Annotated in this window: 18 protein-coding genes and 1 tRNA gene; 12 read left to right on the top strand and 7 right to left on the bottom strand. The window is 66.0% G+C overall.

Annotated elements, in window-relative coordinates; genetic code table 11:
• Both AB0J87_RS07345 and AB0J87_RS07350 read left to right on the top strand, forming a co-directional pair.
• Positions 1 to 574, top strand: a 574-nt coding sequence (locus tag AB0J87_RS07345) for a transposase (protein ID WP_363963136.1), incomplete at its 5' end; no start/stop codon positions are given.
• Positions 575 to 1,110: 536 nt separating this feature from the next.
• Complete coding sequence (locus AB0J87_RS07350) at positions 1,111 to 2,190, top strand: integrase core domain-containing protein (protein ID WP_363963140.1); 1,080 nt, start codon at positions 1,111 to 1,113, stop codon at positions 2,188 to 2,190.
• Positions 2,191 to 2,295: 105 nt separating this feature from the next.
• Here AB0J87_RS07350 and AB0J87_RS07355 read toward each other — a convergent pair whose 3' ends face one another.
• A complete protein-coding gene (locus AB0J87_RS07355; protein ID WP_363963142.1) occupies positions 2,296 to 4,239 on the bottom strand; it encodes a hypothetical protein in 1,944 nt (647 codons plus the stop codon).
• A gap of 163 nt (positions 4,240 to 4,402) precedes the next feature.
• Here AB0J87_RS07355 and AB0J87_RS07360 point away from each other — a divergent pair, with 163 nt between their 5' ends.
• The 4 genes from AB0J87_RS07360 (at position 4,403) to AB0J87_RS07375 (ending at position 16,586) form a co-directional block, all read left to right on the top strand.
• Entirely contained in the window at positions 4,403 to 5,455 is a 1,053-nt protein-coding gene (locus tag AB0J87_RS07360) for an integrase core domain-containing protein (protein ID WP_363963144.1), read from the top strand.
• Between the two features lie 124 nt (positions 5,456 to 5,579).
• Positions 5,580 to 5,984: a hypothetical protein gene (locus AB0J87_RS07365; protein ID WP_363963146.1), complete on the top strand. Its 405-nt coding sequence runs from the start codon at positions 5,580 to 5,582 to the stop codon at positions 5,982 to 5,984.
• Positions 5,985 to 7,392: 1,408 nt separating this feature from the next.
• Entirely contained in the window at positions 7,393 to 16,062 is an 8,670-nt protein-coding gene (locus AB0J87_RS07370) for a DNRLRE domain-containing protein (protein ID WP_363963148.1), read from the top strand.
• A gap of 101 nt (positions 16,063 to 16,163) precedes the next feature.
• Complete coding sequence (locus AB0J87_RS07375) at positions 16,164 to 16,586, top strand: hypothetical protein (RefSeq protein ID WP_363963150.1); 423 nt, start codon at positions 16,164 to 16,166, stop codon at positions 16,584 to 16,586.
• Between the two features lie 209 nt (positions 16,587 to 16,795).
• Here AB0J87_RS07375 and AB0J87_RS07380 read toward each other — a convergent pair whose 3' ends face one another.
• Both AB0J87_RS07380 and AB0J87_RS07385 read right to left on the bottom strand, forming a co-directional pair.
• On the bottom strand, positions 16,796 to 17,080 hold the full coding sequence (locus tag AB0J87_RS07380) for a hypothetical protein (protein WP_363963152.1): 285 nt from the start codon (positions 17,078 to 17,080) through the stop codon (positions 16,796 to 16,798).
• A gap of 552 nt (positions 17,081 to 17,632) precedes the next feature.
• On the bottom strand, positions 17,633 to 17,944 hold the full coding sequence (locus AB0J87_RS07385) for a DUF4236 domain-containing protein (protein ID WP_363963154.1): 312 nt from the start codon (positions 17,942 to 17,944) through the stop codon (positions 17,633 to 17,635).
• A gap of 226 nt (positions 17,945 to 18,170) precedes the next feature.
• Here AB0J87_RS07385 and AB0J87_RS07390 point away from each other — a divergent pair, with 226 nt between their 5' ends.
• The gene (locus tag AB0J87_RS07390) at positions 18,171 to 19,475 is read left to right on the top strand and encodes a site-specific integrase (RefSeq protein WP_363963156.1); all 1,305 of its coding nucleotides are present in this window, start codon (positions 18,171 to 18,173) and stop codon (positions 19,473 to 19,475) included.
• A gap of 72 nt (positions 19,476 to 19,547) precedes the next feature.
• On the opposite strand, the gene AB0J87_RS07395 is transcribed toward AB0J87_RS07390, so the two are convergent.
• Positions 19,548 to 19,624, bottom strand: a tRNA-Ile gene (locus AB0J87_RS07395).
• Positions 19,625 to 20,026: 402 nt separating this feature from the next.
• Between AB0J87_RS07395 and AB0J87_RS07400 the strand changes: the two genes are divergently transcribed.
• Positions 20,027 to 20,197 carry a hypothetical protein gene (locus AB0J87_RS07400; protein WP_363963158.1) on the top strand — a complete coding sequence of 57 codons (171 nt, stop codon included), beginning with the start codon at positions 20,027 to 20,029 and terminating at the stop codon, positions 20,195 to 20,197.
• 308 nt (positions 20,198 to 20,505) lie between these two features.
• Here the strand turns inward: AB0J87_RS07400 and AB0J87_RS07405 are convergent, their stop codons facing one another.
• Positions 20,506 to 21,438: a LysR family transcriptional regulator gene (locus AB0J87_RS07405; RefSeq protein WP_363963160.1), complete on the bottom strand. Its 933-nt coding sequence runs from the start codon at positions 21,436 to 21,438 to the stop codon at positions 20,506 to 20,508.
• 95 nt (positions 21,439 to 21,533) lie between these two features.
• Between AB0J87_RS07405 and AB0J87_RS07410 the strand changes: the two genes are divergently transcribed.
• Positions 21,534 to 21,761, top strand: coding sequence for a DUF6158 family protein (locus tag AB0J87_RS07410; protein ID WP_350741535.1), 228 nt, complete (start codon positions 21,534 to 21,536; stop codon positions 21,759 to 21,761).
• Positions 21,758 to 21,994: a hypothetical protein gene (locus AB0J87_RS07415; protein WP_363963162.1), complete on the top strand. Its 237-nt coding sequence runs from the start codon at positions 21,758 to 21,760 to the stop codon at positions 21,992 to 21,994. The genes AB0J87_RS07410 and AB0J87_RS07415 overlap by 4 nt, the downstream gene beginning before the upstream one ends.
• A 363-nt stretch (positions 21,995 to 22,357) precedes the next feature.
• Here the strand turns inward: AB0J87_RS07415 and AB0J87_RS07420 are convergent, their stop codons facing one another.
• Both AB0J87_RS07420 and AB0J87_RS07425 read right to left on the bottom strand, forming a co-directional pair.
• Positions 22,358 to 22,519 (bottom strand): hypothetical protein, encoded by a 162-nt coding sequence (locus AB0J87_RS07420; RefSeq protein ID WP_363963164.1) that lies wholly within the window; start codon positions 22,517 to 22,519, stop codon positions 22,358 to 22,360.
• A complete protein-coding gene (locus AB0J87_RS07425) occupies positions 22,516 to 24,147 on the bottom strand; it encodes a sodium:solute symporter family protein (protein ID WP_355206434.1) in 1,632 nt (543 codons plus the stop codon). The genes AB0J87_RS07420 and AB0J87_RS07425 overlap by 4 nt, the downstream gene beginning before the upstream one ends.
• A gap of 67 nt (positions 24,148 to 24,214) precedes the next feature.
• Here AB0J87_RS07425 and AB0J87_RS07430 point away from each other — a divergent pair, with 67 nt between their 5' ends.
• Positions 24,215 to 24,997: a putative hydro-lyase gene (locus AB0J87_RS07430; RefSeq protein ID WP_363963166.1), complete on the top strand. Its 783-nt coding sequence runs from the start codon at positions 24,215 to 24,217 to the stop codon at positions 24,995 to 24,997.
• A gap of 100 nt (positions 24,998 to 25,097) precedes the next feature.
• Positions 25,098 to 26,387, top strand: a complete 1,290-nt coding sequence (secY, locus tag AB0J87_RS07435; RefSeq protein ID WP_363963168.1) for a preprotein translocase subunit SecY — start codon at positions 25,098 to 25,100, stop codon at positions 26,385 to 26,387.
• Position 26,388: the final 1 nt, after the last annotated feature.

Raw genomic sequence — 26,388 nt, forward strand, 5'->3', positions numbered from 1 at the left:
GGCCGACGTTGGCGCGTCGGTCATGCTTGTGGATTCACATGATCACCGGGACGGTACACCCCTTCCCAGTGATCCACAGATCTCAAGCATTGCTCACTTCCTCATGGGCACCGATACGACGAACATGAAGTTTCTGATCCGCGACCGTGCAGGGCAGTTCACCGATGCCTTCGACAGGGTGTTTGCCGATTCCGGCTTGCACGTCCTGAAGAGTCCTCCGCAAGCGCCGAAAGCGAATGCACACTGCGAGAGGGTCATTGGCACCCTGCGTCGTGAACTCCTCGACCGAACGCTCGTCCTGAATGAGCAAGACCTGCGCCGAATCCTCACCCGATACCTGGAGCACTACAACACGGCCCGACCGCACCGTGGCCTCGGACAGGTGTCCCCATCTCAAGCCGAAACCGGCCCGCCAACCCCCATCGACCTAGCCAGTCACCGAGTCCACCGTCGAACCATCCTCGGCGCCTCATCAACGAGTACCATGGCGCCAGCTGAAGCCATCAAGAACCCGCAGGTCAGACACCGCATCATGTTTATGAGCCCCACAGGAAAATCCATCCGCAGGAGTTAGAAGTGACAGACTCGCCAGCCCACCTCGCCGTGGAATTCGAGGACCTTCCCCGACTGCGCGATCTGCTCGACGCGGGTCACGATGTGGAAGATGAACAGGGATGTCATAACGGCTGGACACTACTCAGGCACGCGATTGATATCGAGTGGGACGGTCATGTTCAAACGGGAGAGCCTTCGCGTGCTGATATAACTGCTTACCTCCTTGCGAGAGGCGCCGACCCGCTGCGGATTATCGAGGGTAAGTCGATACTTTCCGAAGCCGAGGATAGTGGTCACTGGCTCGCTGCTGACATTATGAAGGCGTGGATCGCGAGAGGGGAGCGGAAGTGAGGTAATCCCAGCAGGCGAAGCTATTCGTATGCTGTATATAATCGTGATTCGGGTGTTCGGCTGGCTTGTGCTACTCGGTCGTGGTCAGGCGTCTATGGGCGTCGAGATCACGGTGCTCCGTGTGGGGTGCGGAAACTCAGCCGCCGAGGTTGACGTGGGGTTTCGTGGCTCGAGCATGATGAGGCCTCGGGCATCCTGCTGACGGTGTTGTGGTCCTCGCTCTACCTCATCCTCGGGCGTGTCTTTCAGCTCCTGGTCCTGCTGGGTCGCGGTGATCGGGCCAAGGCGGCTGAGATCGTGGTGCTTCGCCACCAGGTTGCCGTATTGCGTCGTCGAGTGAACCGGCCCGATCTCCATCTGGGGGGTCGAGTCGGGCTCGCGGCCTTGTCGCGGTTGCTTCCTCGCTCGTCGTGGGATGTCTTTTTCGTCACTTCCGCGACGTTGCTGCGCTGGCATCGTGCCCTGGTGATGCGCCGGTGGACCTACCGGTCCAAGCGCCCGGGCCGTCCCTCTACCCGCGCGGACGTGCGGGAGGCGGTGTTGCGCCTGGCCCTGGAGAATCCCTCGTGGGGTTATCAGCGCATCAGCGGTGAACTGGCTGGAGCCGGCCTTCGGATACCGCCCAGCACCGTGCGCGACATCCTCAAAAGAGCCGGACTCGCTTCCGCGCCACGTCGCACCGGACCGAGTTGGAGTCAGTTCCTCAAAGCGCAGGCCAAGGGCATCTGGGCGTGTGAGCTGTTCCACGTCGACCCCATCTTTCTCAAGCGGCTCTACGTTCTGTTCGTCATCGAGCACGCCACCCGCGTAGTTCACGTCGCGGGCGTCACGACGCATCCGACCGGAACCTGGGCCGCTCAGCAGGCCCGCAACCTGGTCGTGAACCTGGGGGAGCGGGCCGAGGGGATCACATTCCTCATTCGCGACCGCGACCGCGACGCAAAATTCACCGCAGTCTTTGACGAGGTGTTCACCTCACTCGGTGCTCGCATCATCATGACGCCCGTTCGTGCGCCGCGAGCCAACGCGATAGCCGAGCGTTGGGTCGGCACGGTTCGAAGGGAATGCACCGATCGCCTGCTGGTCTATGGTGAAGGTCATCTTCGCCGAGTTTTGCAGACATACGAGCGGCATTACAGCCGATACCGTCCCCATCGCTCACGAGACCGTCGACCGCCTCAACCACCACGTGCCTCGGCCCCACCAAGCGATCTCGATCAGGTCCGCCTGCAACGCCGGCAGGTACTCGACGGCCTGATCAACCAGTACCGGCGGGCCGCATAGACGGGGCGGATAACCGCAGGCCAGAGGTCGCATCCGGGTTTTGCACCCCACATCCCCGGTCTGGTGGTGATGGGGTGTGCGGTCGCCCGCACACCCCATCACGAGCTAGTCGACGGGGCCGTTCACCGTGACCGTGTGGCTCACCTGAGCGGGCAAGTGCGTGGTGTTTCCGGTCCACCGGACGGTATAGGTGTAGTCACCGCCCACCTGGGGGGTATCGGCGAAGGCGAAAGATCCGTCGGGCGGGGCCGGCCGTATGGTTGCCAACCTGGTGGTGACGGTGCCGTTGCGGTTGGTGAGGGTGCGTTCCAGGATCATCGCAATGCGTGGCCAATCCAGGTTGAGGCCGGTCAGCGCTCCGCTGAACTCGAGACTCCGGTCGACGACCGACGACTTGGAGCCGGTGAGGGTGAGGACCGTCGGGGCCTTGGCCACCAGCACGCTTCGCGTTGTATAGCTCAGTTCGTAGGTGGCGTTGCCGGACCAGGACACTTGGTAGGAGTGCCTTTCGGCGGTCGGCGGGGTGTCGGTGACAGTGAAGGCGCCGTCCTCGGCGGTCACCGTGGACAGGGTCAGGCGCGTGCCGTTCGGACTGTTACGAGTTACTGTGAGGTGCTGCTCGCCTGGGGGCTTTCCGTTCGCCAGGATGAGCCGGCCAGTCAAGGTCAGCGGTTCGAAGAGGGTCGCCGAGCTCGGAGCGTCCAGGCTGATCGAAGATTTGACCTTGGCCGCGGTGACGTATCTGTACGCTCTGGTCCACCGGTGCTCCGCAGTGCCGTCCCAGACCGCCTCGTATCTGAAGTCGCCGGCGGTTGGCAGTGCGTCGGTGAGGGTGAAGGTCCCGTCGGCAGCGGTCGTCACCTCGGCGACGGGTTCGCGGGGGCCGTTCCCGTCCAGTGATTCCAGGCGGCGGGCTACCGTGACCCGCTGCTCGCCGGGCGCCGATCCGTCGGCCAGAGTGAGTTGGCCTGTCAGCGTGAGCGGTGCGACCGCGTCCACCGTGTACGGGGCGGTCAGCGTGAGCGTGGATGCCGGGAGGCCGACATCTGGCACCCGCCACAGGTGGACACGGTCGGAGGCGTCCTTCACCAAGGCGAAGGCGACCTTACCGATGCTGGTCAGGGCGCCCGCGAACACCTCCACGTCGGAGTCCGCGTAGGTGAAGGTGTTCTCGCCCGTCGCGGTGTCGAACACGTTGACGCTGCTGACGCCGTTGAAGTATTGGGCGCCCATGACCGAAGTGCCGTCCGGGCTGACCGCCATGGCACGTCCGGAGCCTCCCGTGCCGTAGCCGCGGACGACGGTTAGGCTGGTCGTGTCCCAGGCGGTGTACGTGTTGGAAGAGCCCTGCAAGGTCAGCGCGGTCGAGCCGTCCGACGTGAGGGTGATGTCAGCCTGGCTGGACAAGATGGACGAGGGTTCGCCGAGCTTGCCGCGAAGGGTGACCTCGGCGCCGGAGGTGTCGTAGACGAGGGTCTCGTTATCGGCGCTGACGACGAGCGTCGACCCTGCGGCGGCGGGTACGGGAAAACTGTGCAGCCGCGGGATGATCGGAGCGGGCTCCGGCTGTGCCGCCGTCGTGTCGAGGCCGAGGAGACCGGCATTCCACGATGTACAACCGTAGCCGACGTACAGGCGGCCGCCGGACCAGGCCAGGCGCCGCGGGCAGGGGTACGCGGCCAGATCGAACCGCCGCGTGATGGAGAAGGAGCCGGTATCGATTTCGGCGACTTCGTTCGAGAGCCTCAGCGCTGCGTACAGGCGGGTGCCGTCGGGCGTCGCGGCCAGGCCGTCGGCGTCTGCAAGTCCGGTAATGGCCCCGGTGAGGACGCCACTGGAGTCCGCCGCGACGATCCGGTCGTTGATCGATGCGTAGACCCTGTCGTTACCGGCTACGACATCGGAGCCGTACATGTAGTCGCTGTCGACTCCGAGGTCAATCATGGAGTCGGCGGCTGTGGCACCGGAGGCATGCGCTATGAGCATGGCGGCCGCAGTCACGACGGCAGCGGCGCAGGCGAGGAGCCGCTGGCTCAATCGTAAGGACACGTTCCATCCAATCGTTCATCAGTACGAGAAAATAGGATCTAACTTGGTCGGTATCTTGACGTCAAGTTCGACAGAGAGGTGCCTGTACCGCTTCATAACGCATCGCAGGGTGCTTGATCTGCGGTTTTGACCTTCAGCAGCGGTACGGGCAAGATCGCGGCTTGTGTCGGTTCGTCTGCTGTATCTGATCATGGTTCGGGTGTTCGGCTGGCTGGTGTTGCTGGGACGTGGTCAGGCGTCCAAGGACGTCGAGATCATGGTGCTCCGCCATGAGGTGGCCGTGTTGAAGCGTCAGCTCGCCCGTCCGAAGCCGGACTGGGCCGATCGGGCGCTCCTGGCGGCCTTGGCCCGCTTCCTACCTGCGGCGCTGCGGGCGCATCGGCTGGTCACCCCGGGCACCTTGTTGGCATGGCATCGCCGTTTGATTAAACGCTCGTGGACCTGTTCCCATCGCCCTGGTCGTCCCGAAACGAGCAAGGAGGTCCGGGATCTGGTCCTCCGCCTGGCACGGGAGAACCCGAGGTGGGGGTATCGGCGGGTACACGGTGAACTGGTTGGCCTCGGCTTGCAGGTCAGTGCAGCGACCGTGCGACGGATCCTGCGTTCGCGCCGACACCGTCCGTCTCCCCGAAGCCTGGACACCTCCTGGCGGACGTTTCTACGCCTGCAAGCGAAAGGGCTGCTCGCCTGCGACTTCTTCCACGTTGACACGATTTTCTTGAAACGCCCTGTACGTGATGGAGGTGGCGACGCGGCGCGTTCACATCCTGGGCGTGACCGCCAACCCCACGGCGCGTGGACGGCCCAGCAAGCCCGCAACCTGCTCATGAACCGCGACTGGAGGGCCGGCTCGTTTCGGTTCCTCATCCGCGATCGAGATGCCAAGCTCACCGCCGTCTTCGATGAGGTCTTCACCGGCGAGGGCGTCACGGTAACGAAGACGCCGCCGCAGACGCCCCGAGCCAACTGCTATGCCGAGCGCTGGGTGCGCACCGTCCGGGCCGAATGCACCGACCGGATGCTGATCTACGACGAAGGCCACCTCCGATCGGTCCTGGAGGAGTACGCCGAGCACTACAACGCGCACCGCCCGCACCAGTCCCGCCAACAACGCCCACCCGATCAAGACGAGCAAGTTGTGGTGCCGCTGGAGGGCCGGATTCAGCGCCGAAAGGTGCTCAGCGGAGCGATCAACGAGTACCACCGAGCAGCCTAGCCGACCCGAAGAAACACCAGTTCAGACCACGTGTACGAATTTCGAAGCGGTACACGACACGCTCAATGGACAACGTCGGTACATCCCGGCCGTCATCGAGCACGCCAGCCGGCACGTCCGTGTGTTGGGCACCACCGCCCACCCGACCGCGAGCTTGGTGCTCCAGGCGATGAAGAATCTCATGATGGATTTGGACGACGCGGGCTGCCAGGCGCGCTATCTGATCCGTGACCGGGATGGGAAGTTCCCCGCCCGGATGGAGGAAATCCTCGCCGGGGCCGGCATCCAGACCGTGCTCACCGGTATCCGGATGCCGCGGATGAACGCGGTCAGGAGCGGTGGGTGCAATCGTGTCGCCGTGAGCTTCTCGATCGCTGCCTGCTGTGGATCGAACGCCACCTGCGGCACGCCCTGCGCGAGTACGAACGGTTCTACAACTGGCACCGAGCCCATCAAGCCCTGGCCCAGGCGGCCCCGCTGCGTACCGTCCCGGATCCGATCATCGATCCAGAGCGAATCGCCGGCTTGAACATACGACGAGACCGGCTCGGTGGAGTCCTCAACGAGTACTCGCATGCCGCTTGAACTGCATGGATGGAGTTTCGGCAGGCGCAGCACCCAGTGCTCGGCCGGAAGCCGTGTGAAGGGGATCAGGGGCAACGGCTGCGACACCTCGCCACGGATGCTTGTCCAGGGTTGCTGTGGCCGCACTATGGCGATGGCGCTTTGCGCGCTTGGCCGGGTGGGGTGTGCAGTTCCTGGGAGGGCTGGTCGTCTACAGGTAGTTGTGCTGATTTCTTCTCTTGGCCCGGTGGTTGTCCGCCTTGGCCGGGTGGGGTGTGCGAAGGGCTGGTCTCGGGAGGTGCGCTCAGCGACGCCTGCTGCGTGCCGGTCTCGGTGGGCCGGCTGTTGGCGCTGTTGGGTTTCGACGGCTTGGGGACGTCCGGCAGCGCGGCTGGAGTATGGGGGTGGTGCCGTGGGGGCGTTGCCTGGGCGGCGGCAGCGGGTGGAGTGGTGCGGTTTCGGTGCGCAGTGGGGGTCGGGCGCGGGCGGCTGGTCGGAGCAATGGCGGAGGCGATGATCCGGGATGGGGCCGAGGTGGCTTTTGCCGGTGTGGCGTTGGGGCGGGCGGAAAGGGCGGCTGGGGGTGGGCTGGTGGCGTTGCTTTCCGGGGTCGGCACTTCGTCGAAGGTGGGGGAGCTGGCAGGGATGCCCATCAGGAGGGCGGCCGCGACGAGGTGGAGGAGGCCGGCCAGGACGGTGGCGGTCCTGATCGCCTGCCCGCGTGTGCGCCGCCGTTCGGTGGTGACTTGGTGGGGCCGGGTCGTCACCGTGGACGCGTTCTGGTCGACGACATGGATGTCCTCCCGGAGGCGAGGGCGGGCAACGGCAAACCTTATCGATCTAGACATGGATGGTGACTGCGGTCAAGGGCGGCGGGCAAAGATTTGTCGCCGCGTACCTGCTCGACGTGCGTTTCCACACGTCGAGGGCGTTTTCGAGGAAGGTTTACGGACTGAGTCAGTTGCTGTGAGTTCGCTGGGAGTTGACTCCCAGGTACTCCGCGGAGCGGTTTCAGCGACCTGGACCTTTCACTCTCCGTTACGCCTTCTGAGGGTTGGCTGGAACCCCATCTTGGGGCGGATCTTCGCAGCCCGACGGGCCCTCGCAGACCATTCAACAGTGTGTTCGACTCTTTGGATGGGTCACTTTCTGTGGTTCTTGACCGAATGTGCCGATTTGTGGCGTGATGCGGATGTTTTGCCTCAAGGGATCTTTAGATCCTCCTTATCCGCGGCCCCTCGGGGCCACATGCCTTGTGGAGTGTGCCCGTGTCGCAATTACCCGTCCCACGACCGCAATCGGCCCAACGACCCGGGCCTAAACGTCACGCACGGTTACGCCGGTACGTCGTCATCATCACCGCCCTCGCACTGGTGGCCTCGCTCGCTTCGGCACCGCCCGCCGCAGCGCAAAGCGGACCAGCCGAGCCCGGGCTGCTGGCGCGCGCGTCGAGCTGGCTGACCGCCCAGTCGAGCTGGCTGGCCGGACAGGTGGCCGGCTGGTTCGCCGAGGAGCCGAAGGGGGAGATACGCCCGGCGCAGGCGCCGATCACGCTGCCGGGGCGAGACGGCACACCGGCGCAGCTGAAGCTGGATCCGGTCAAGGAGCCGGGCAAGCGGGTCAAGGAACTGACCGGGCAACGCACCGCGGTGAGTAAGACCTTCGAGCTGGAGGACGGCCGCCGCCAGGTGGAGATCTCGGCGGTGCGCCAGCACGTGCGGGACGAGTCCGGCACGTGGCAGCCGGTGGACACCCGGGTGCGGGAGCAGGCCGAGGACGGGTTCACGCTGGCGGCCGAGCGGACCGGGTACGTCGCCCGGTTCGGCGAGCGCAGTGACCGGCTGGTGCGGGTCGGGCTCGGCGAGGCGCAGGTGACCTTCGGGCTGCCGGGCGAGCCGCGGACGATCAAGCCGGAGGTGGACGGAGCGAAGGTCATCTACCGGGGCGCGTTCGGTGAGGGCGCGGACCTGGTGTACGAGGTGACCGCGTCCGGGGTGAAGGAGGGCATCGTGCTCGCCCGCGCCCCGCAGGGCACCCCGTCGTACCAGTTCACCGTCAGCATGTCCGGCGGGCTGCAGGCCAAGGCGAACCCGGACGGGTCGATCGGTTTCGTGCCGCCGTCCGGCAAGGGAGCGGTGTTCACGATCCCGAAGCCGTACATGATCGATACGGCCGACGACGCGGCCTCGCCGTACGGCAAGCGCTTCTCTGCCGCCGTCACCCAGACGCTGGGTGAGCAGTCGACCTTGACGGTCACCCCCGACGCGGGCTGGCTGGCCGCTCCCGAGCGGTCCTGGCCGGTGACCATCGACCCGACCGTCGTGATCGCGCCGGACTGGTCAACCTCCAGCGACGCGATGATCGTCTCCACCTCGCCGACCACGAACTACGACGTCGACCTGCGGCTGAGCGTGGGCCGTTCGGGGACGAGCGTGTATCGCGGGCTGGTGCGGTTCGATCTGGCGGGGCTGGTCCCCGAGGGGACGACGATCGACAAGGCCGAGATGGGGCTGTACTACGACCAGACGCTGGCCGGCTCGACGGGATCGGTGGCGCTGGAGGCTCGGCGGGTGACCCAGCCGTGGGACCCCAGCACGGTGACCTGGAACTCGATCAACACCGCGATGGGCGAGGTCGCCGCCACCGCGACCTTCCAGGCCGCCGAAGCCAACCTCTGGCACACCTACACCGTCACCGACCTGGCCCGCGCCTGGCTGGCCGGGACGACGCCGAACCACGGCGTGATGGTCAAGGCGGTCAACGAGACGGTGGCGGCGGGCGGTCCGCAGTACGCGGAGGGCGAATGGGCCAAGGGTTTCCCGGAGAACCCGATGCCCAAGCTGACCCTCACCTACGGGACCCCGTCGGTGCAGCTCGGACGGCCGCTGGTGGTACACGCCACCGGCGCGGAGCTGGCCTGGAAGCCCTATGACGGGCCCGGTGAGGTCACCGAGTACCAAATACACCGCAGCCAGGACCTCTCCTTCACCCCGTCCCCGGCCACGCTGGTGGCGCCGCTGGACAGCAAGGCGACCACGTACGTGGACACCTCGGCCACGCCGAACACGAAGGTGGCCTACCAGGTGGTCGCGGTGCGTTCGGCCGGGCAGGCCTCGACGTCGGGGCCGTTGATCGTGGAGCTGCCCAACGCGGGCATCACCGCGGCCACCATCCCGCCCAGCGCCGACACCACGCTGACCAGCTGCCAGCCCAGCGTCGGGCACGACAAGCTGGGCGAGCGCGCGAACCTGTCGGCCGGATTCGGCGGCACCGCCTTCGGCACCACCAGGGCGCTGCTGAAGTTCGACACCTCCATCATCCCGGCAGGCATCAAGGAGGTCATGGCGAACCTGCGGATCTTCCAGGTCGCCCACCGCGGCCTCGAGCCGAGCTACCACTTCTACCCGCTGACCCGCTCCTTCGACGAGGCCACCGCCTCCTGGCAGCAGGCCGCACCCGGCGTGCCCTGGACGAAGGCGGGCGGCGATCACGAGACCGCCTCAGTGGGGCAGGGCTTCTTCACCTCCCCCACCGACCCCGACTTCTCCAGCTGGTGGGCGCCGCGCGGGTTCGACGCGCTGGTGCAGCGCTGGATCAGCGACCCGTCCACCAACCACGGCCTGCTGCTGCGCGCCGACAGCGAGTCGTCCAAGGCCTGCCCGACCAGCGGCGACGGCGACTCCTTCACCTCCTCCGAGGCGGCCGAGCCGGAGGTACGGCCCTGGCTGCACGTCCTCTACTACGACCCGACGCTGACCTACAGCGCCCCCCGCACCCCGTCCCGGATGGCCGGCGGCGAGCAGCAGACGGTCGACGTCACGATCACCAACACCACCAGCGAGACCTGGCCGGCCGGCTCCACCCGGCTGGGCTACTTCTGGAAACTGCCGGACGGCACGGACGTGACCGGCGACACCCAGCTGTTCACCCCGCTGGAGGCGGCGCTGGAGCCACGTGACACGGTCACCGTTCAGGCCCAGGTCAAGGCCCCCACGCTGGCGTCGGGCAACCTGGCGGACGCCGCCTCGCTGGTGTGGGACGTGCATGACACCACTACCAACAGCTGGAAGTCCGCCAGCCACCAATTGCCGCAACTGCCGCAGCAGATTCGCCTGGAGTCCCCGACCAGCGACCTGCTCGGGTTGGAAAAGTTCTACGCCTACACCGGCAAGAACACCGGCGCCGGCAGCACCGCGCTGGTCAACCCGTACGCAGGCAACGTGGTGTGGAACTACAACGCCTTCACCAACCCCTCCCGCGGCGCGCAGACGTTCGTCCGGATGACCTACAACAGCCTGGACACCAGCGCATCGTCGATGGGCTACGGCTGGTCGCTGCAGACCTCCACCCTGCAGCGCCTCGGCTCGCAACTACACCTCCACCCGCCCGGCCAGCCCTGGCCCGAGCAGGTGCGGCTGACCGACGGGGACGGCACCACCCACGTGTGGCTGCGCGACCCGCCCACCTGCACCTCCAACTGCGAGTACAAGCACCCACGCGGCGTGCATCTGTACCTGCAGAAGACCGGCTCGGCCGACCCGCTGCGGCAGTGGGTGTTCACCAAGCCCGACCGCACCCAGTTCTTCTTCGACGACGAGGGCTTCCAGTCGGCGATCGTCGACAAGAACGGCAACACCATGTCGTTCACCTACGAACGTCGCCGCTCCAACAACAAGCCGACCAAGTTCCTGCAGTACATCACCGACGCGGCCGGGCGCCGCACCCTGACCTTCGACTACTACGCCAAGGGCCAGGACTACACCTACATCAACGACGCCGGCCAGCCTGTCAACGACACCAAGCTGACCAACCCGCACATCATCGACAACGTCGAGTCGATCACCGACATCGCCGGCCGGAAGGTGACCTTCACCTACACCGACAAGGGCCTGATGGCCAAGATGGTCGACGGCGCCGGCGACGAGCAAGCAAAGACGTTCGCCTTCACCTACGACGCCACCCAGGGCAACAAGAACGTCAAGCTCGTGGCCGTCAAAGACCCGCGCGGCAACAGCACCAAGCTGGACTACTACGACGCGACGGAAGACCCGGAAGATCTGTGGAAGATCCAGACCCTCACCGACCGGCTCGACGGAGTCACCAAGTTCGACTACGTCGACCCGGACGGCCCGCAGGGCGCAGTCATCAACGCCACCGTCACCGACCCGCTCCAGCAAGGCACGAACAAGGCCACCAAGTACGTGCTGGACAAGTACGGCCGCCCGGATCTGATCACCAACGCAAATGACGAGATCACCGATCTGGAGTGGGACGACGACCACAACGTCACCACGCTGATCGAGAAGGGCAAGGACGACGGCAAGACGGAATATGCCGTTACGACGTGGGAGTACGACCCGAAGACCGGCTACCCGCTGAAGATCACCGACGCCGAGGCCAACGAGAACGTCACCGCCCCCACCACCCTGACCTACGAGGGCCCGGAAAACTTCAAGGGTTTCGTCGCCGACCTGCGCTTCAAGACCAGCCCGAACGGCAACACCCTGGCCTCCGGCGACGGCGCCAAACACTACACGTGGGAATTTGGCTACGACGGCAACGGCAACCTGAAGACGGTCACCGATCCGCTCGGCGTCTTAACGGCCGATCCTGACGACTACACCACCACCTACACCTACGACCCCTTCGGCCAGCTGGCCACGTCAGTCGACGCCAAGGGCAACACCACCGCGTACACCGACTACCACCCGACGGGCTACCCGCAGAAGATCACCGACGCGTACGAGCACAGCACCGTCACCGAATACGACGTGCGCGGCAACGTGCGGTCGGTCACCGACGCACTCGGCAAGACCACCAGCCAGACCTACGACATCTTCAAACGGCCGTTGGAGTCCAAGGTCCCCAAGGACCAGGACGCCTCTCCACCGGTGTTCATCGTCACCCCGGCGCCGGAATACGACGCCAACGACAACATCACCACGACCACCGCTCCCAACGGCGCCGTCGCCACCGCCGTCTACGATGATGCCGACCAGCTGACCGACTCGTTCCTGCCCAAGGACAGCGACGAGGGGCCGGTACGCAAGGCCACCTTCACGTGGGACCTGGCCGGCAATCTGAAGAACCAGACCGAGCCCAAGGGCAACCTGCCCGGCGCGGACCCGGCCCAGTTCACCACCACGTACGCATACGACGACATCTACCAGCTGATCGGCGTCACTGCCACCGAGGTCGCCAATGGCGGTCGGCAGAACAAGCTCACCTACGAGTACGACGACGTCGGCAACGTCATCAAGGTCATCGACCCACGCAAGAACGCCACCGCCGACGCCGGCGACTACGCGGCGTTCTCCACCTACGACCGCAACCACCGCGTCAAGACCGTCAAGGACGCGGCCGGGTTCGAAACGGGCACTGAGTACGACCTGGACGGCCGGGTCGTAAGCCAGACCGACCAGGACAACAACAAGACGATCACCGGTTACAACGAGCGCGGCGACGTCACCGAGACCAAGGTGCCGCACTCCGGCACCGGCGACGCCCTCAAGCACGTCATCACCCAGTTCGAATACGACCAGGTCGGCAACCGCACCAAGGTCATCACCCCACGCGGCGTCGAGACCACCGACGACCCCGACGACTTCATCGCCGAAACCACCTACGACAAGCTCAACCGCCCTGCTGAGGAGATCTACCCCTACGACAAGGACGACCCGGTCTACAACACGGCCGACAAGGTCATCTACACCTACGACGCGGTCTCCCGCCTGCAGAAGATCTCCCACCCGCCCTCGCACGGGCAGAGCATCCGCAACGACGCCACGATGACCTACTGGGACAACGGCTGGTCCAAGACCACCACCGACCCGTGGGACATCAAGACCACCTACGACTACAACGAGCTCGGCCTGCAGACCAACCGCACCGTCACCAGCGCGGGAGGTTCGTCGCAGCGGGCTTTGGACTGGTCGTACTACCCCGACGGCAAACTCAAGACCCACTCCGACGACGGCGTCCCCCTCGGCCTCGACGTCGTCCTGTCCGACAACTCCGACACCGGCCAGACCGCCACCACCGGCACCTGGACCCTCGGCACCGGCGGCAGCTCGGCCTCGAACATCGTCGGCCCCCAGGCCGAGCCGGCCACCGGGTTCGTCGGCTACGACTACGCCACCGCCCCCGCGGGCACCGGCCAGTCCGCCTTCACTTGGAACCTCACCACCCCGACCGACGGCACCTACAAGGTCCAAGTCCGGTACCCGACGGGTGCCACGGCCACCAACGCCAAGTACAAGGTCAAGCACCAGGGCGGCGAGGCGAGCGTCACCCTCGACCAGACCAAGAACCCCGGCACCTGGGTGGAACTCGGCTCCTACAGCTTCACCGCTGGTACCACGCACAGCGTCACCCTCACCGACGAGGCCAACGGCACGGTAGCGGCTGATGCGGTCAAGCTGGTGCGCGACAACAGCGGCGAGACCGACAGCGAGAAGAAGGACTTCACCTACACCTACGACCCTAACGCCAACCTCACCACGATCGAGGACAAGTCCCCGACCGCGAAGATCGACCTGTGGGACATCTCCTACACCAACCTCAACCAGATCGACACCATCAAGGAGTCGATCAAGGGCACGCTGAAGAACACCACCACCTACCGCTACAACGAAAACAGCGCCGTCACCACACGCACCCACGACAAGACCGTCGCCACCTACGGCTACGACATCCGTGACCTGGTCGACCAGGTGGTCAACAAGAAGTCGGCCACCGACCCCGCACCGAAGACCACCCGCTACACCTACACCCCCCGCGCCGAACGCTTCACCGAGACCAAGGCCAACGGCAACACCGTCACCTACGACTACTTCCTCTCAGGCGTCCTACGCCAGTCCATCGAGAAGAAGCCCAACGCCACCGTCGTGGCCGAGCACACCATCGGCTACCAGGGCAACCTGCAGCGCGCCAGCGACCACGCCAAGATCCAGAACGCCGACAACCCCGGCGCCTACCTCGAACACGACTACGCCTACACCTACGACCCCCGCGACCGCATCACCAAAACCGTCAAGACCCCGGTCGGCGGCGGCACGGTCGAGACCGAGACCTACTCCCACGACCCCAACAGCAACGTCTGGGAAGAAGAGGTCCTCGGCAAGAAGACCACCTTCACCTACGACCGCAACCGCCTGATGACCTCCGTCACCGGCGGCCAAACCTCGACCTACACCTACGACCCCTACGGACGGCTGCGCACCATCCAGGGCGGCGGCAAAACCTGGGAGAAGTACACCTACGACGGCTTCGACCACGTCACCCGCCACGAGAAACTCGGCACCGACGGCACCACCAACACCGTCACCAGCTACACCTACGACCCGCTCGACCGCACCACCAGCAAGACCGAAAAGGAAGGCACCGCCTCAGCCAAAACCACCACCTACTCCTACCTCGGCCTCTCAGGCGAGGTCCTGGACGAAGAGGTGGCCGGCAAACTCACCAAGTCCTTCCAATACTCACCGTGGGGAGAGCGCCTGTCCCAGGTGAAGGTCAACGGCGATGGGTCGGAGGAGTCGTCCTACTACGGCTACAACCCGCACACCGACGTCGAGCAGATCACCTCAGAGACGGGTGACACCCGGGCCACCTACGGCTACACCGCCTACGGCAAGAACGACGACAAACTCTTCACCGGCGTCGACAAACCCGACCCCGTCGACCCCACCGCCAAGGAGGAGTACAACCCCTACCGCTTCAACGCCAAGCGCTGGGACAACTCCACCGGCATGTACGACATGGGGTTCCGCGACTACAACCCCAACCTCAACCGCTTCCTCAACCTCGACAACTACAACGACGCCCTCGACGACCTCTCCCTCGGCCTCGACCCCTGGACCGCCAACCGCTACGCCTTCACTGGCGGCAACCCCATCAACAACATCGAAATCGACGGCCACGAACCGCGGCCCTGGCACGATCCGAAATTCGGCAGCAAGTCTAAGAAGGATCAGAAAAAGGCCATCGATGAGAATCGTTCCGGCCACGAGCGCATGCTAGCGCGGTTCGCGATTAGAGAGGCGGTCGATAAGACTGTCAAGACGCTGGAGAAGATAACGAAACCGCAAGGCGGTTTCAACGAGAACATGTACTGCAATGGCAGTGTCACATATCTCTGCGACGCAGCGAAGGAGGTAGACAAGAGGACAGAGGAAGGTGGCGTCTCGCCTGTCGACGGCGTAGTCGAAGGGCCAATGCATGGATGGGTCCTCGGTCGCAAGGGAGGTGGTTATCCCGGCCGCAAGGGAATCCCCTGCAATAGCTTCGTTCCCGGTACAGAAGTTCTTATGGCCGATGGCACGCGTAAGCCGATCGAGGATATCAAGGTCGGGGATGAGGTTCTTGCCACTGACCCTGAAACCGGGGAGACCAGAGCAGAACCCGTCACGGCCATCATGACTAGCAAGGGTGACAAGAATCTCGTCCAGATCAGCATCGACACTGACGGCGAAAAGGGCAACGCCGGCGGCAGTGTAATCGCCACCGATCATCACCCGTTCTGGGTGCCCAAGCTCCGGAGGTGGATGAACGCCGGCGACCTCAAGCCAGGCATGTGGGTGCGAACCTCCGCCGGTACGCACGTTCAGGTCGCAGCAGTACAGCATTGGACCGCTGTCCAGCGAGTTCACAACATGACTGTTGCCGACCTCCACACCTACTATGTGAACCTTGGGGCGGTCTCGGTTCTGGTCCACAACGCCGGTCCATGTGGGATCGACGCTCCCAGCGAATTCGAAAGAACGCATTCTATCAGCGGGAAATCATCCTCCAAATGGGTGCTTTCGCTCATAGAGGAAATGCGTGTCAATGGTTATACACAGGATCCCATCAAAGTGGTCACCCTGCACGGGAAGAAATATGTGGTGGATGGTCACCACAGGTTGGCGGCAGCTCGACGTGCCGGAATTAAAGAAGTCCCATACGAGGTGGTAGAATTACCCTTCGGTGGCTATCAAAGCGAAGACGATCTGCTCGACTTCGTACCTCCGGACGCTCTCAGAAACAAGGGCAAGTTATTCTGAGTCTCTGAGACCTGCAGCCACGCTGAGCGCGTGGCTGCAGGTCTCAGACCCTGATCAAAGGACTCGTCACCTGAAACTATGCGAACCATAGGGGGAAGCAGATGGGATTGGCAGCAGAAAACATCGCACGTCTCTTCATGCAGCGTCTGAAGGAATTGACAGAAGGTGTCGCTCAAGGCATGTCGGCCAAGACCGGCGGTGGCAGTCTTGCAGCTCTCCTGCGTGCAGTCGTCGAAGGCAAGGCCAATCGAAAATGGCAATTGAGTAACGGGATCTCCTATTCCGTTCATGGCATTGGCTGTAGAATCAAAGGGGTAGACGGTGCGGTTATAGACATAGACGTCGACCCAGTGCACGGTTATTCCATATTCGATGCGCAGCGCGTGCTATGGTTTGCGCAGTCTATTCGAGCAGGTAGTGTTACTCGAGATGTCATGGAATCTCAGCTCGACGAACTTGTGGAGGCGGGCATTCTGATGCGGGTCGACACGAGTTCCAGTTCGCCATGGTACAGGTTGTCCTGAACTGCCTTGCAAGAAGGACCTTGTCGTGGAAGGTTAAACCGTAAAATAGCGACGGTAGAGTTCGCTCGGAAAGTGCCTTCTGATCTGGGGTGGACGGGGCCTTAGATAAGTCCGATCCTCCCAGCTCAAGGGCAATTTTCTTATGTGAACGATCGGGTCGGCTCAAATTTGCCGTGAAAGCCGCAGGCTAGTACGGCAGCCGCCATTCGTTAGTTGAGCTGGATATATGCGGTGCTCAGGCGGGCTCGGTGATGAAACCAGCGGGCGCGGGCTTGATGGCGGCGTCGCCAGGCCGACCAGTGGGCGGCGTGTTCCAGCGTCGGTGTGCGGCCGGTGACGGCGTTGAACAGGCGCTTGACCTCGGCAACCGTCAACGGGATGAGGCCAGGGTCGGCGGGCGGTGCTTCGTCGGGATGAGTGGGGCGGTTGACCTGGGTGTCGGTTCCGTGCCGGGCTGCAGCGGCGGTGACCGCGCAGACGGCCAGGGCAGCCATGACCAGCACGAGGTGTCGCAGCAGTGCCTGGTGGAGGCGGACCTGGGACTGGTCCAGGCCGAACAGGTCCTTGCCGGCTTGTGCCGTCGGGTGGGACCGGGCCTGCTTCGATGAAGCGGGCGTGTTCTACGCCGACTTGGAGGTGTTGGTAGGCGAGGTCGGCGATGTGGCGGCCGTCGCGGAGCAGGACGCGGTCGGGGAGGAAGTGCACTGACAGGTTGCCTGAGGTCAGGGTCGGGACGGCGACGTTGGTGACCAGGATTCGCGGTCCCGCCAGCCGGGCCGAGGAGTTCAGCCTGTGCAGCAGGTTGGAGGCGCCGGCGTTCACCTTGAACTGGTAGGTGCTGGTGATCGCGCCGGATGCGGTGATCAGCCAGAACCCGTGAGCTTGCTGGAGGCCGGTGATCGAGCTGACGAGGTGATCGAAGCGCGAAGCGGCTTCGTCGGTCACGTCGTACATGACGACCACCGCGCGAGCCGCCCGGTCGCGCAACGCCACCCAGATCACGCAAGGCAGCCCGACGGCGACGATGACCAGGCCAAAGCGTCCTGTCACCAGTCCCGCGACGAGGAGCGCGGCAGGGCGAACGGCCAGTACGGTCGGCGGTTGGCGGCTTTCTGTAACCGCTGGACGATGTCACTCGGCTGGGCCGGGACCAGGCTGACGACATCGTGCATGGCCACGTCATGGCCGGGCGCGATGGTGCGGTAGGAGATCGCTCCGTGTCCCATGCGCACGACGTTGCCGCGGGGGCCCATCCCCGCCCGAAGGCCCGGTATTGCGGTCGATACTCCCATCCCAGCCTGGCTGAGGGTGAAACGGAACGGTCCAACCCTGAGGCTGGTGCGCACATAGATGCACACGATGAGGAATCCTTCCGACCCGGGTGCCCGTTACCGCGGCGGACCGAGGTTCTGGAGATCGTGTATCGCGTCAGGACGCAGTCACGGCAGCTGTGACCTGTGGTTGGCGAAGTTCATCCCTGCAGACAAGATCGCCTACCTGATTGTTCCTCTTGTCTGGGTCTGTAGCGGGTCTGTCGTTGCTCGGCTCGTACGTTGCTCGTGAGACGGACGCTGGAGGTAAGCGATGTCGGGCGACAACGAACATTGCGTGGTGTACAAGCGGTGCGGGTGTAGCGATGGGGCGAGTGGCAGGCGGCTGGGCGGTCACTGTGCCCGGTTGACCGAAGTGTGGCATGGGAGCTGGTATTTCGCGGCCCAGGTTGTGGGGGCGTCGGGTCGGCGGGAGCGGGTTCGGCGCGGGGGGTTCGCAAGCGCGGAGACGGCGCGGTCGGCGGGCTGCGAACTGCTGACGGCCCAGGCGGATGGGCCGCTTTCTGCTGGGTGCACGGTGGGGCAGTGGTTGCGGTACTGGTTGTCGGTTATGGAGTCGCGGTTGCGGCCGACCACGCACCGGGCCTATCGGGATCACGTGCGGCTGCATCTGGTGCCGTATCTGGGCCGGGTCAAGCTGGCGGAGTTGTCGCGGCGGGACGTGACGAGGATGTTCGTGGCGCTGGGGCGGCGGCGGAATCGGTACGGCCAGCCGATCAGCGCATCGACTTTGGAGCGGATCCGGGCGACGTTGCGGGCGGCGCTGAACCACGCGGTGCGTGAGGACCTGATCGCCGTCAATCCGGCGCAAGGCGTCCGGCTGCCGACGCCGGTGCGGACGCATCCCGTGGTGTGGACGGCTCGTCGGGAGGCGGCCTGGCGGCACGGGGGAGAGCGTCCGACGGTGGCGGTATGGACGGTCGAGCAACTGGCCGCCTTCCTGCGCTTCGCACGTGAGGATCCGCTGTTCGAGCTGTGGTGGCTGGTGGCCCTGCGGGGGCTGAGGCGCGGGGAGGCGGCCGGACTGCGGTGGGTGGACGTCGACCTGGAGCGGCGCGAGCTCACCATCGCCCATCAGCTGGTGCACACCGACGAGGGGCTGGTCTTGTGCGAGCCGAAGAGCGCGGCCAGCCGGCGGACGTTGGCACTCGATCCGGAGACCGTGCGGTTGCTGCGCCGGCACGAGCGTGTGCAGCGCCGGGGGCCGGGGGAGCGGTGGTCACCGACCAGCCCGATCTTCACCGCGGGGAGCGGAGCCCCGGTGCAGCCGAGCTATCTCACCCACCGCTTCCACACGCTGGTCGCCGCGAGCGGGTTGCCGCCGGTGCGATTGCACGACCTGCGCCATGGAGCTGCGACGCTGGCGTTGGCGTCGGGCACGGAGTTGAAGGTGGTGCAGGGCACGCTGGGGCATGCCAGCATCGTGCTGACCGCCGACACCTACGTCTCGGTGTTGCCGCAGCTGTATCACGACAGCGCTCGCGCGACGGCGCGGCTGGTGCTGAAGGCGGTCCGGGCGACCAACCGGGAGATCGGCAAGGCCCGGGAGACGACGTGACTCACATGTGGCTCACCGTGACTCACGATCAGACGACGCGACTACAGATCCGCGTGAAGCCGCAGGTCGGCGTGGTAGGGCGGGTGGGACTTGAACCCACGACCCACGGATTATGAGTCCGATGCTCTGACCGGCTGAGCTACCGCCCCTGGATTAAGTTGTGTGACGTGCGGTGGGACGTCGGAAGACCGTGCCGAGCCCCTGCGCATGCTAAGGCTAGAGCATCGGATGCGGTCGTGGCGTCCGGCCGAACGGGAGACGAGTCTCCGCGGATATCATTCCATGCCCGGCAGTGTTGTTGGAGCCTCGGTCGATCATATTCGGGGTCTTCGCTACCAGCGGAGTCGTAAGGGATTGATGGGGCGGTAGCGTCTGGGCGTGGCCGTGACGCTGGGTTACGAGACTCACTCCATCGCCGTGGACAACGAGACGGGCATCGCCACCGGGTGGTTACCCGGGGAGTTGTCCGCGCGGGGGCGGGACCTGGCTGTGGAGCTGGGGGTGCGGTGGACGGCGGTGGACGTCGTTTATGCCTCTACCTGGGGCGGGCTGTGCGGACGGCGGAGATCGCCTTTGCGGGCGGCGGCAAGGAGATCAGGTTCGATCGGCGGTTCGGGGAGTGCGATTACGGGGTCTGCAACGGGCGGCCGGTCGGTGAGGTGGCGGCGTTGCGGAGTAGGCATATCGATATGCCGTGGCGGGGTGGGCAGAGCTATCGGTAGGTCGTGGCGGAGATGGCGGGGTTTCTGCGGGACATGATGGATGAGTGGCAGGGGGGTCTGGTGCTCGTGGTGTCGCATTCCGCCAATCGGTGGGCGCTACGGAATCTGCTGGATGGGACTCCGTTGGAGGAGTTGGTTGACGCGCCGTTCGAGTGGCGGCCGGGGCGGGAGTACAGCATCGCCTGAGGTGGTGTGCGGGGGAGGGTGGGGTGCCCTCCCCGAGGTGGTGTTTTGGGTTCAAGGGGTGGGGGCGGTGTCCGGGGTGGATGGTGGTCTTCGGGGCGGGGGCGCTGATTTACGGGCGGGGCTTATGGGGCGGTGCCGTAGCTGGGGTTGCGGACCAGCCAGTCGTGGTAGACGGGACTGCGGCGTACGGCGTCCAGGTGGGCTTGTTTGGCCTGTGCCACCACCCAGTCCGCTTTGGGGGCGGTGGGGTGGTGGCCGAGGAGTTGGCGCCAGCGCAGTGGCGCGCCGGCGAACGGCACCATGGTCAGGCCCTGGGCGGCCTGGTGGGTGGCCTGGCAGAGCACGACCGCGCGGCCGACCTGGGCGAGGTGGGTGCAGGTTGACACGTCGGTCTCGTAGATCGTGCCCGGGGTGAACCCCGCTCGCGCGCACGCCGTGGCGAAGCAGTCGGCGAAGCAGCCGTCGCCGGGTGTCACCGCCCACTGTTCGCCGGCGAGGTCGGCGAGCTCCACCTCCTTCTCCTTGGCGGCCGGATGGTCCTCGCCGACCAGGCAGAACACGGGGTCGAGGCTGATCGTCTCCCACATGAGCGCGCCGGTGGGGGTGCCGGAGTCGCCGCAGGCGCCGGTCAGCACGTAGTCGAGGCGGCCGAGCTCGACCATGCTGGTCAGCTCGTGGGCCGACCAGGAGGTGTACGTGCTGACCGCCCCTTCCGCGGCGAGCCGGTCGACCAGGCCGCCCAGTATGGGGCCGTTGGTGGCGCCGATGCGGAATCCGGGGGAGGGGGCGGCGGCGAAACGTACGGCTTCCTCCTGCAGCTCCTGTGCCGCGGGAAGCAGTACTCGTGCCCTGGAGAGCACGAGCTCGCCCAGCCTGGTGGGTCGCGCGCCATGCCTGTCGCGCTCGAACAGCGTGCCGCCGAGCACCCGCTCGATGCGCTTGAGCTGGGCGGTCAGGGCCGGCTGGGCCAGCCCGAGCTGGGATGCGGCCTTGCTCACACTTCCCGCGTCCGCGACCGCACGGACGATCCTGAGGTGCCTGAGCTCGAGGTCCATAAGGGGACGGTAAGGCGGCGATCTCTTACAAACAATGCCCATATGTCAGGAAATGTGACAGATATTGTCGAGGGTCTCTGGGGTAGGGGGAGCCCATGACGACGATGGGAATAGATCCGGCGCAGCTCAGCGACGAGGATCTGGTCCGCGAGCTGCGGCAACTGCACGCCACCCGGAGCGACACCTTCTTCCACGGGTCGGACGACGCTCTGGCGGTGCACACGTCCCGGATGAACGAACTGGAATCCGAGTACCTTCGCCGCAACCCGGACCGTGAGGTCGACCCGAACCGGCTGAGGGAGGGGGCGAGACAGCGATCATGATCGAGGCCCACGATGTGCAGGCTCTGTCGGACGTCGACGTCTACGTCTATGAGGCGGTGGCGTCCCTGGCGGTGGAGCACGGCATGGCGGTACCGGCCGCGTTGGTGCGGGCGTGCGGGCTGACCGAGGAGCAGGTGCGCGAGAGCCTCAAGCACCTGATCGAGCATGGGTACGTGGTGCCCAGGCAGGACGGGTACGCCCTTGGGGCTCATACGTTCGAGGTCGAGTACTGAGGGTCTGAGGGTGCTGAGGCATCGTCGGCCGTCCCCGGTGCGCGTATGAGCGGTCCACCCGGTCCACCCGGTCCACCCGGGGTGCTGATCGCGCGCTGCCTGGACGAGATGTCGGCGATGTGATCGCGGCGCGTAGGGCCTGCGACGAGTAAGGCCTGCGATGAACGGGCGAACCGAGCCGGTCAGGGCCGTCTGGCCCGGACCGGTGCCATGAAAGGTGCCGGTCAGGGCCGTCGGCCGGGGCTGCGAAAGGTGCTGGTCAGTGCTGCCGGGCCGGGGCTGCGAAAGGTGCTGGTCAGTGCTGCCGGGCCCGGGGCCGCGAAAGCGAAAGGCCCAGGCCAGGGCCGGGGCCCGGAGGGGCGGTCAGAGGCGTCTGGCTCGGGCCCAGGCCACGAACGCGCCGCCGAAGACGGCCATGGCGAGGCCGGTCCACAGGTTGATCGCGCTCCCGAGCGCCCCTGCGACCACGAGGATCACCCCGTACACCAGGAACAACCCGCCGATCACCATCCGAATGTCACTCACAGGATCACCCCGTACATCACAACGGCCAGGACGAGGGCGCCCGTGCCGAGCAGCACCGGCGAGCGGTACCAGCGCGCGTCGCCCGCGAGCGCGTCGTCCTCCAGGTCGGTGGCGTTGAGCCCGTACACGAGCCCGCGCAGCTCCTCGGCGGGCTTGGGCGTGGTGACCAGCGTGACCGCCACGGACACGATCACGTCCACGACGAACGCCAGGCCCGCGCCCCAGAAGCTGGCGTTCAGCTCGGTGCCGAAGTCCACGATCCCGGCCTTGAACGCGATGTACGACGCGAAGGCCGCCAGCGTGCCGGCGAGCAGTCCCCAGAAGCCGGCCCACGGCGTCATCCGCCGCCAGAAGAGCCCGACGATGAACGTCGCGAAGAGCGGCGCGTTGAAGAACGAGAAGAGGGCCTGCAGGTAGTTCATGATGTTGGAGTAGCCGGCCGCGATGAACGCCGTCCCGACGCCCAGCGCCACGCCCGCGACGGTCGCGATCCGGCCCACCCGCACGTAGTAGCCGTCGTCGCGGTCCGGCCGCAGGTGCGACTGCCAGATGTCGTTGGTGAACACCGTGTTGAACCCGCTGATGTTGGCCGCCATCCCCGCCATGAACGAGGCCAGCAGCCCGGTCACCGCGACCCCGAGCACGCCGTTCGGCAGCAGGTCCCGCATGAGCATCGGGATCGCGTTGTTGTACGCCTGCCCCTGCCCCCAGCCGCTGAACAGCACCAGCGCGATCATTCCCGGCAGCACCGTCACCAGCGGGATGAACAGCTTCGGGTACGCGGCGATGATCGGCGTGAGCCGGGCCGCGTTCGTGTTCCTGGCCGACAGCGCCCGCTGCACCTCGGCGAAGTTCGTGGTCCAGTACCCGAAGGACAGCACGAACCCGAGGCCGAACACGATCCCGATCCAGTGCGCGTGCATCGGGTTGTCGCCCGCCGTGCCCGCCCACGTGTGCAGGCCGCCCTCGCCGAGCGGGCTCTGCCGTACCTTGTCCGCCAGCCCCGAGAAGCCGCCCACCTTGATCAGCCCGAGCACGGTCAGCGGGATCAGCCCGGCGAGGATCACGAAGAACTGCAGCACCTCGTTGTAGATCGCCGAGGAGAGCCCGCCGAGCGTGATGTACGCCAGCACGATCACCGCCGAGACCACCACCGAGACCGGCAGCGGCCAGCCCAGCAGCGCCTCCATGACCAGGGCGAGCGCGTAGAGGTTCACGCCCGCGATGAGGATCTGCGCGACCGCGAACGTGATCGCGTTCAGCAGCTGCGTGGCGCCGTTGAAGCGCTTGCGCAGGAACTCGGGGACGCTGCGGACCTTGGAGCGGTAGTAGAAGGGCATCATCACGATGCCGAGGAACACCATGGCCGGCACGGCGCCGATCCAGTAGTAGTGCACGGTCATGGCGCCGTACTGCACGCCGTTGGCCGCCATGCCGAGGATCTCGATCGCGCCCAGGTTGGCCGAGACGAACGCGAGCCCGGTGATCCACGCGGGCAGGCCGCGCCCCGCGAGGAAGAAGTCGAGGCTGGAGCTGATCCGTTTGCGGGCGGCTAACCCGATGGCGAGCACGGTGGCGAAGTAGATGGCGATGAGCACGTAGTCGAGGAGGTTCACGTCGAGACGCACGGCAGGCCCGCTACCCCGGAAACGCCCGGCATCACGCGGACCTGTCACGCGGGCGTACTGTCGGGGTGTGGACGTCGCCGATCTCAGCCCGGCGCAGGCGCGGGAGCGCTTCCGCGCCGGCGAGCGCGTGCCCACGGCGGGGTGGTGCCTGGGATGGACGCAGGCCAACCTGATCGCCGTGCCCCGGCGGCTGCGGTACGAGCTGCTGCTGTTCGCCCACCTCAACCCGCAGGCGTGCCCCGTCCTGGACGTGGGGGAGCCGGGCGCCTGGTCCACGCCGCTGTTCCCCGGCGACCTCCGTACCGACCTGCCCGGATACCGGCTCTACCGCGACGGCGAGCCGGTCGCGGACCTCGGCGACGTGGTGGAGCGGTGGCGGGACGACCTGGTGCCGTTCCTCATCGGGTGCAGCTTCACCTTCGAGCGGGCGCTGCTCGCGGCCGGGGTGCCGGTGCGGCACCTGGAGCTGGGGACGAACGTGCCGATGTACGTCACGGACGTGGCCTGCACGGCGGCCGGGAGCCTGTCGGGGCCGCTGGTCGTGTCGATGCGGCCGGTGCCGGGCGAGCTGGTGAAGACCGCGATCGAGGTGAGCGGGCAGTATCCGCTGGTGCACGGGGCGCCGGTGCACGTCGGGGACCCCGCGGGGATCGGGATCCACGATCTGGCCCGGCCGGACTTCGGCGATCCGGTCGAGGTGCGGGAGGGGGAGGTGCCGCTGTTCTGGGCGTGCGGGGTGACGCCGCAGGCGGCGGTCATGGCCAGCGGCGTCGAGTACGCGATCGGCCACCTGCCGGGGCACATGGCGATCCTGGACGCCCGCGACGACGACTACCGCGTGCCGTCCTGACCGCCTTGCTGTCCTGACACCCGCGTACGCGGATTTGCGTACGCGGGTGCCTCGTCTCGGCGGACGACCCCGGGCGCCGCCCAGGTCAGACTTCTTGACCATGCTGACCGTCTTGACCAGGGCGTTCCGGGTGCCGGAGCTGCGTAAGAAGCTGCTGTTCACGCTGGGACTGATCGCGTTGTTCCGCCTCGGGCAGCTCATGCCCTCCCCGGGGGTGGACGTGGTGGCCGTACGGGAGTGCGTGGGGTCGGCCAGGGGCGGGCTGTTCGACATGGTGCAGATGCTCAGCGGGGGCGCGATGCTGCAGCTGTCGGTGTTCGCGCTGGGCGTCATGCCGTACATCACGGCCAGCATCATCATGCAGCTCTTCGCCGTGACGGTGCCCAGGCTGGAGGCCCTCAGGAAGGAAGGGCAGCGGGGCCAGGCGAAGATCACCCAGTACACGCGCTACCTGACCGTCGGGCTCGCCGTGCTGAACGCCGGGACGATCGTCGCGCTCGCCCGCTCCCGGCAGCTGCTGCCCGGGTGCGCGAAGCCGCTGCTGCGCGACGAGGGGCTGCTGCCCGTGACCGTGATCGTGCTGACCATGGTGGCCGGGGCCTGCGTGGTCATGTGGCTCGGCGAGCTGGTAACGGACCGGGGCATCGGGAACGGCATGTCCATCCTGATGTTCACGCAGGTCGTGGCCGTCTTCCCGGGATACATGGCGAAGATCTTCGTGATGAGCCCGGTGAGCTTCGTGGTGATGACGGCGGCCGGGCTGTGCCTGGTGGCGGCCGTGGTGTTCGTGGAGCAGGCGCAGCGGAGGGTCCCGGTGCAGTACGCGAAGCGGATGGTGGGGCGGCGGATGTACGGGGGCACCAACACCTACATCCCGCTGAAGGTGAACCAGGCGGGGATCGTGCCGGTGATCTTCACCTCCTCGCTGCTGTACCTGCCGACGCTGGCGGCGCCGCTGCTGGGGGACTCGGCGCGGACGTGGGTGGAGCTCAACCTGACCTCGGGGACGCATCCCCTCTACATGAGCGTGTACGTGCTGCTCATCGTCGCCTTCGCCTACTTCTACGTGTCGATCACCTTCAACCCCGTGGAGGTGGCGGACAACATGCGGCGCTACGGGGGATTCGTTCCCGGGATCCGGCCGGGCGGGCCCACGGCGCGATACCTGGCGTACGTGCTCTCCCGGCTGACCGCGCCCGGGGCGCTCTACCTGGGGGTGCTGGCGCTGCTGCCGCTGGTGGCGTTCGCGATCCTCCGGGATCCGGGGACGCAGCAGAACTTCCCGTTCGGCGGGACGAGCGTGCTGATCATGGTCGGGGTCGGGCTGGACACCGTCAAGCAGATCGAGTCCCAGCTCCAGCAGCGCAACTACGAGGGTTTCCTGCGGTAAG

Origin of the sequence: Nonomuraea sp. NPDC049625 (assembly GCF_040675285.1) — a bacterium.
In the GTDB taxonomy this organism is placed as follows: domain Bacteria; phylum Actinomycetota; class Actinomycetes; order Streptosporangiales; family Streptosporangiaceae; genus Nonomuraea; species Nonomuraea angiospora_A.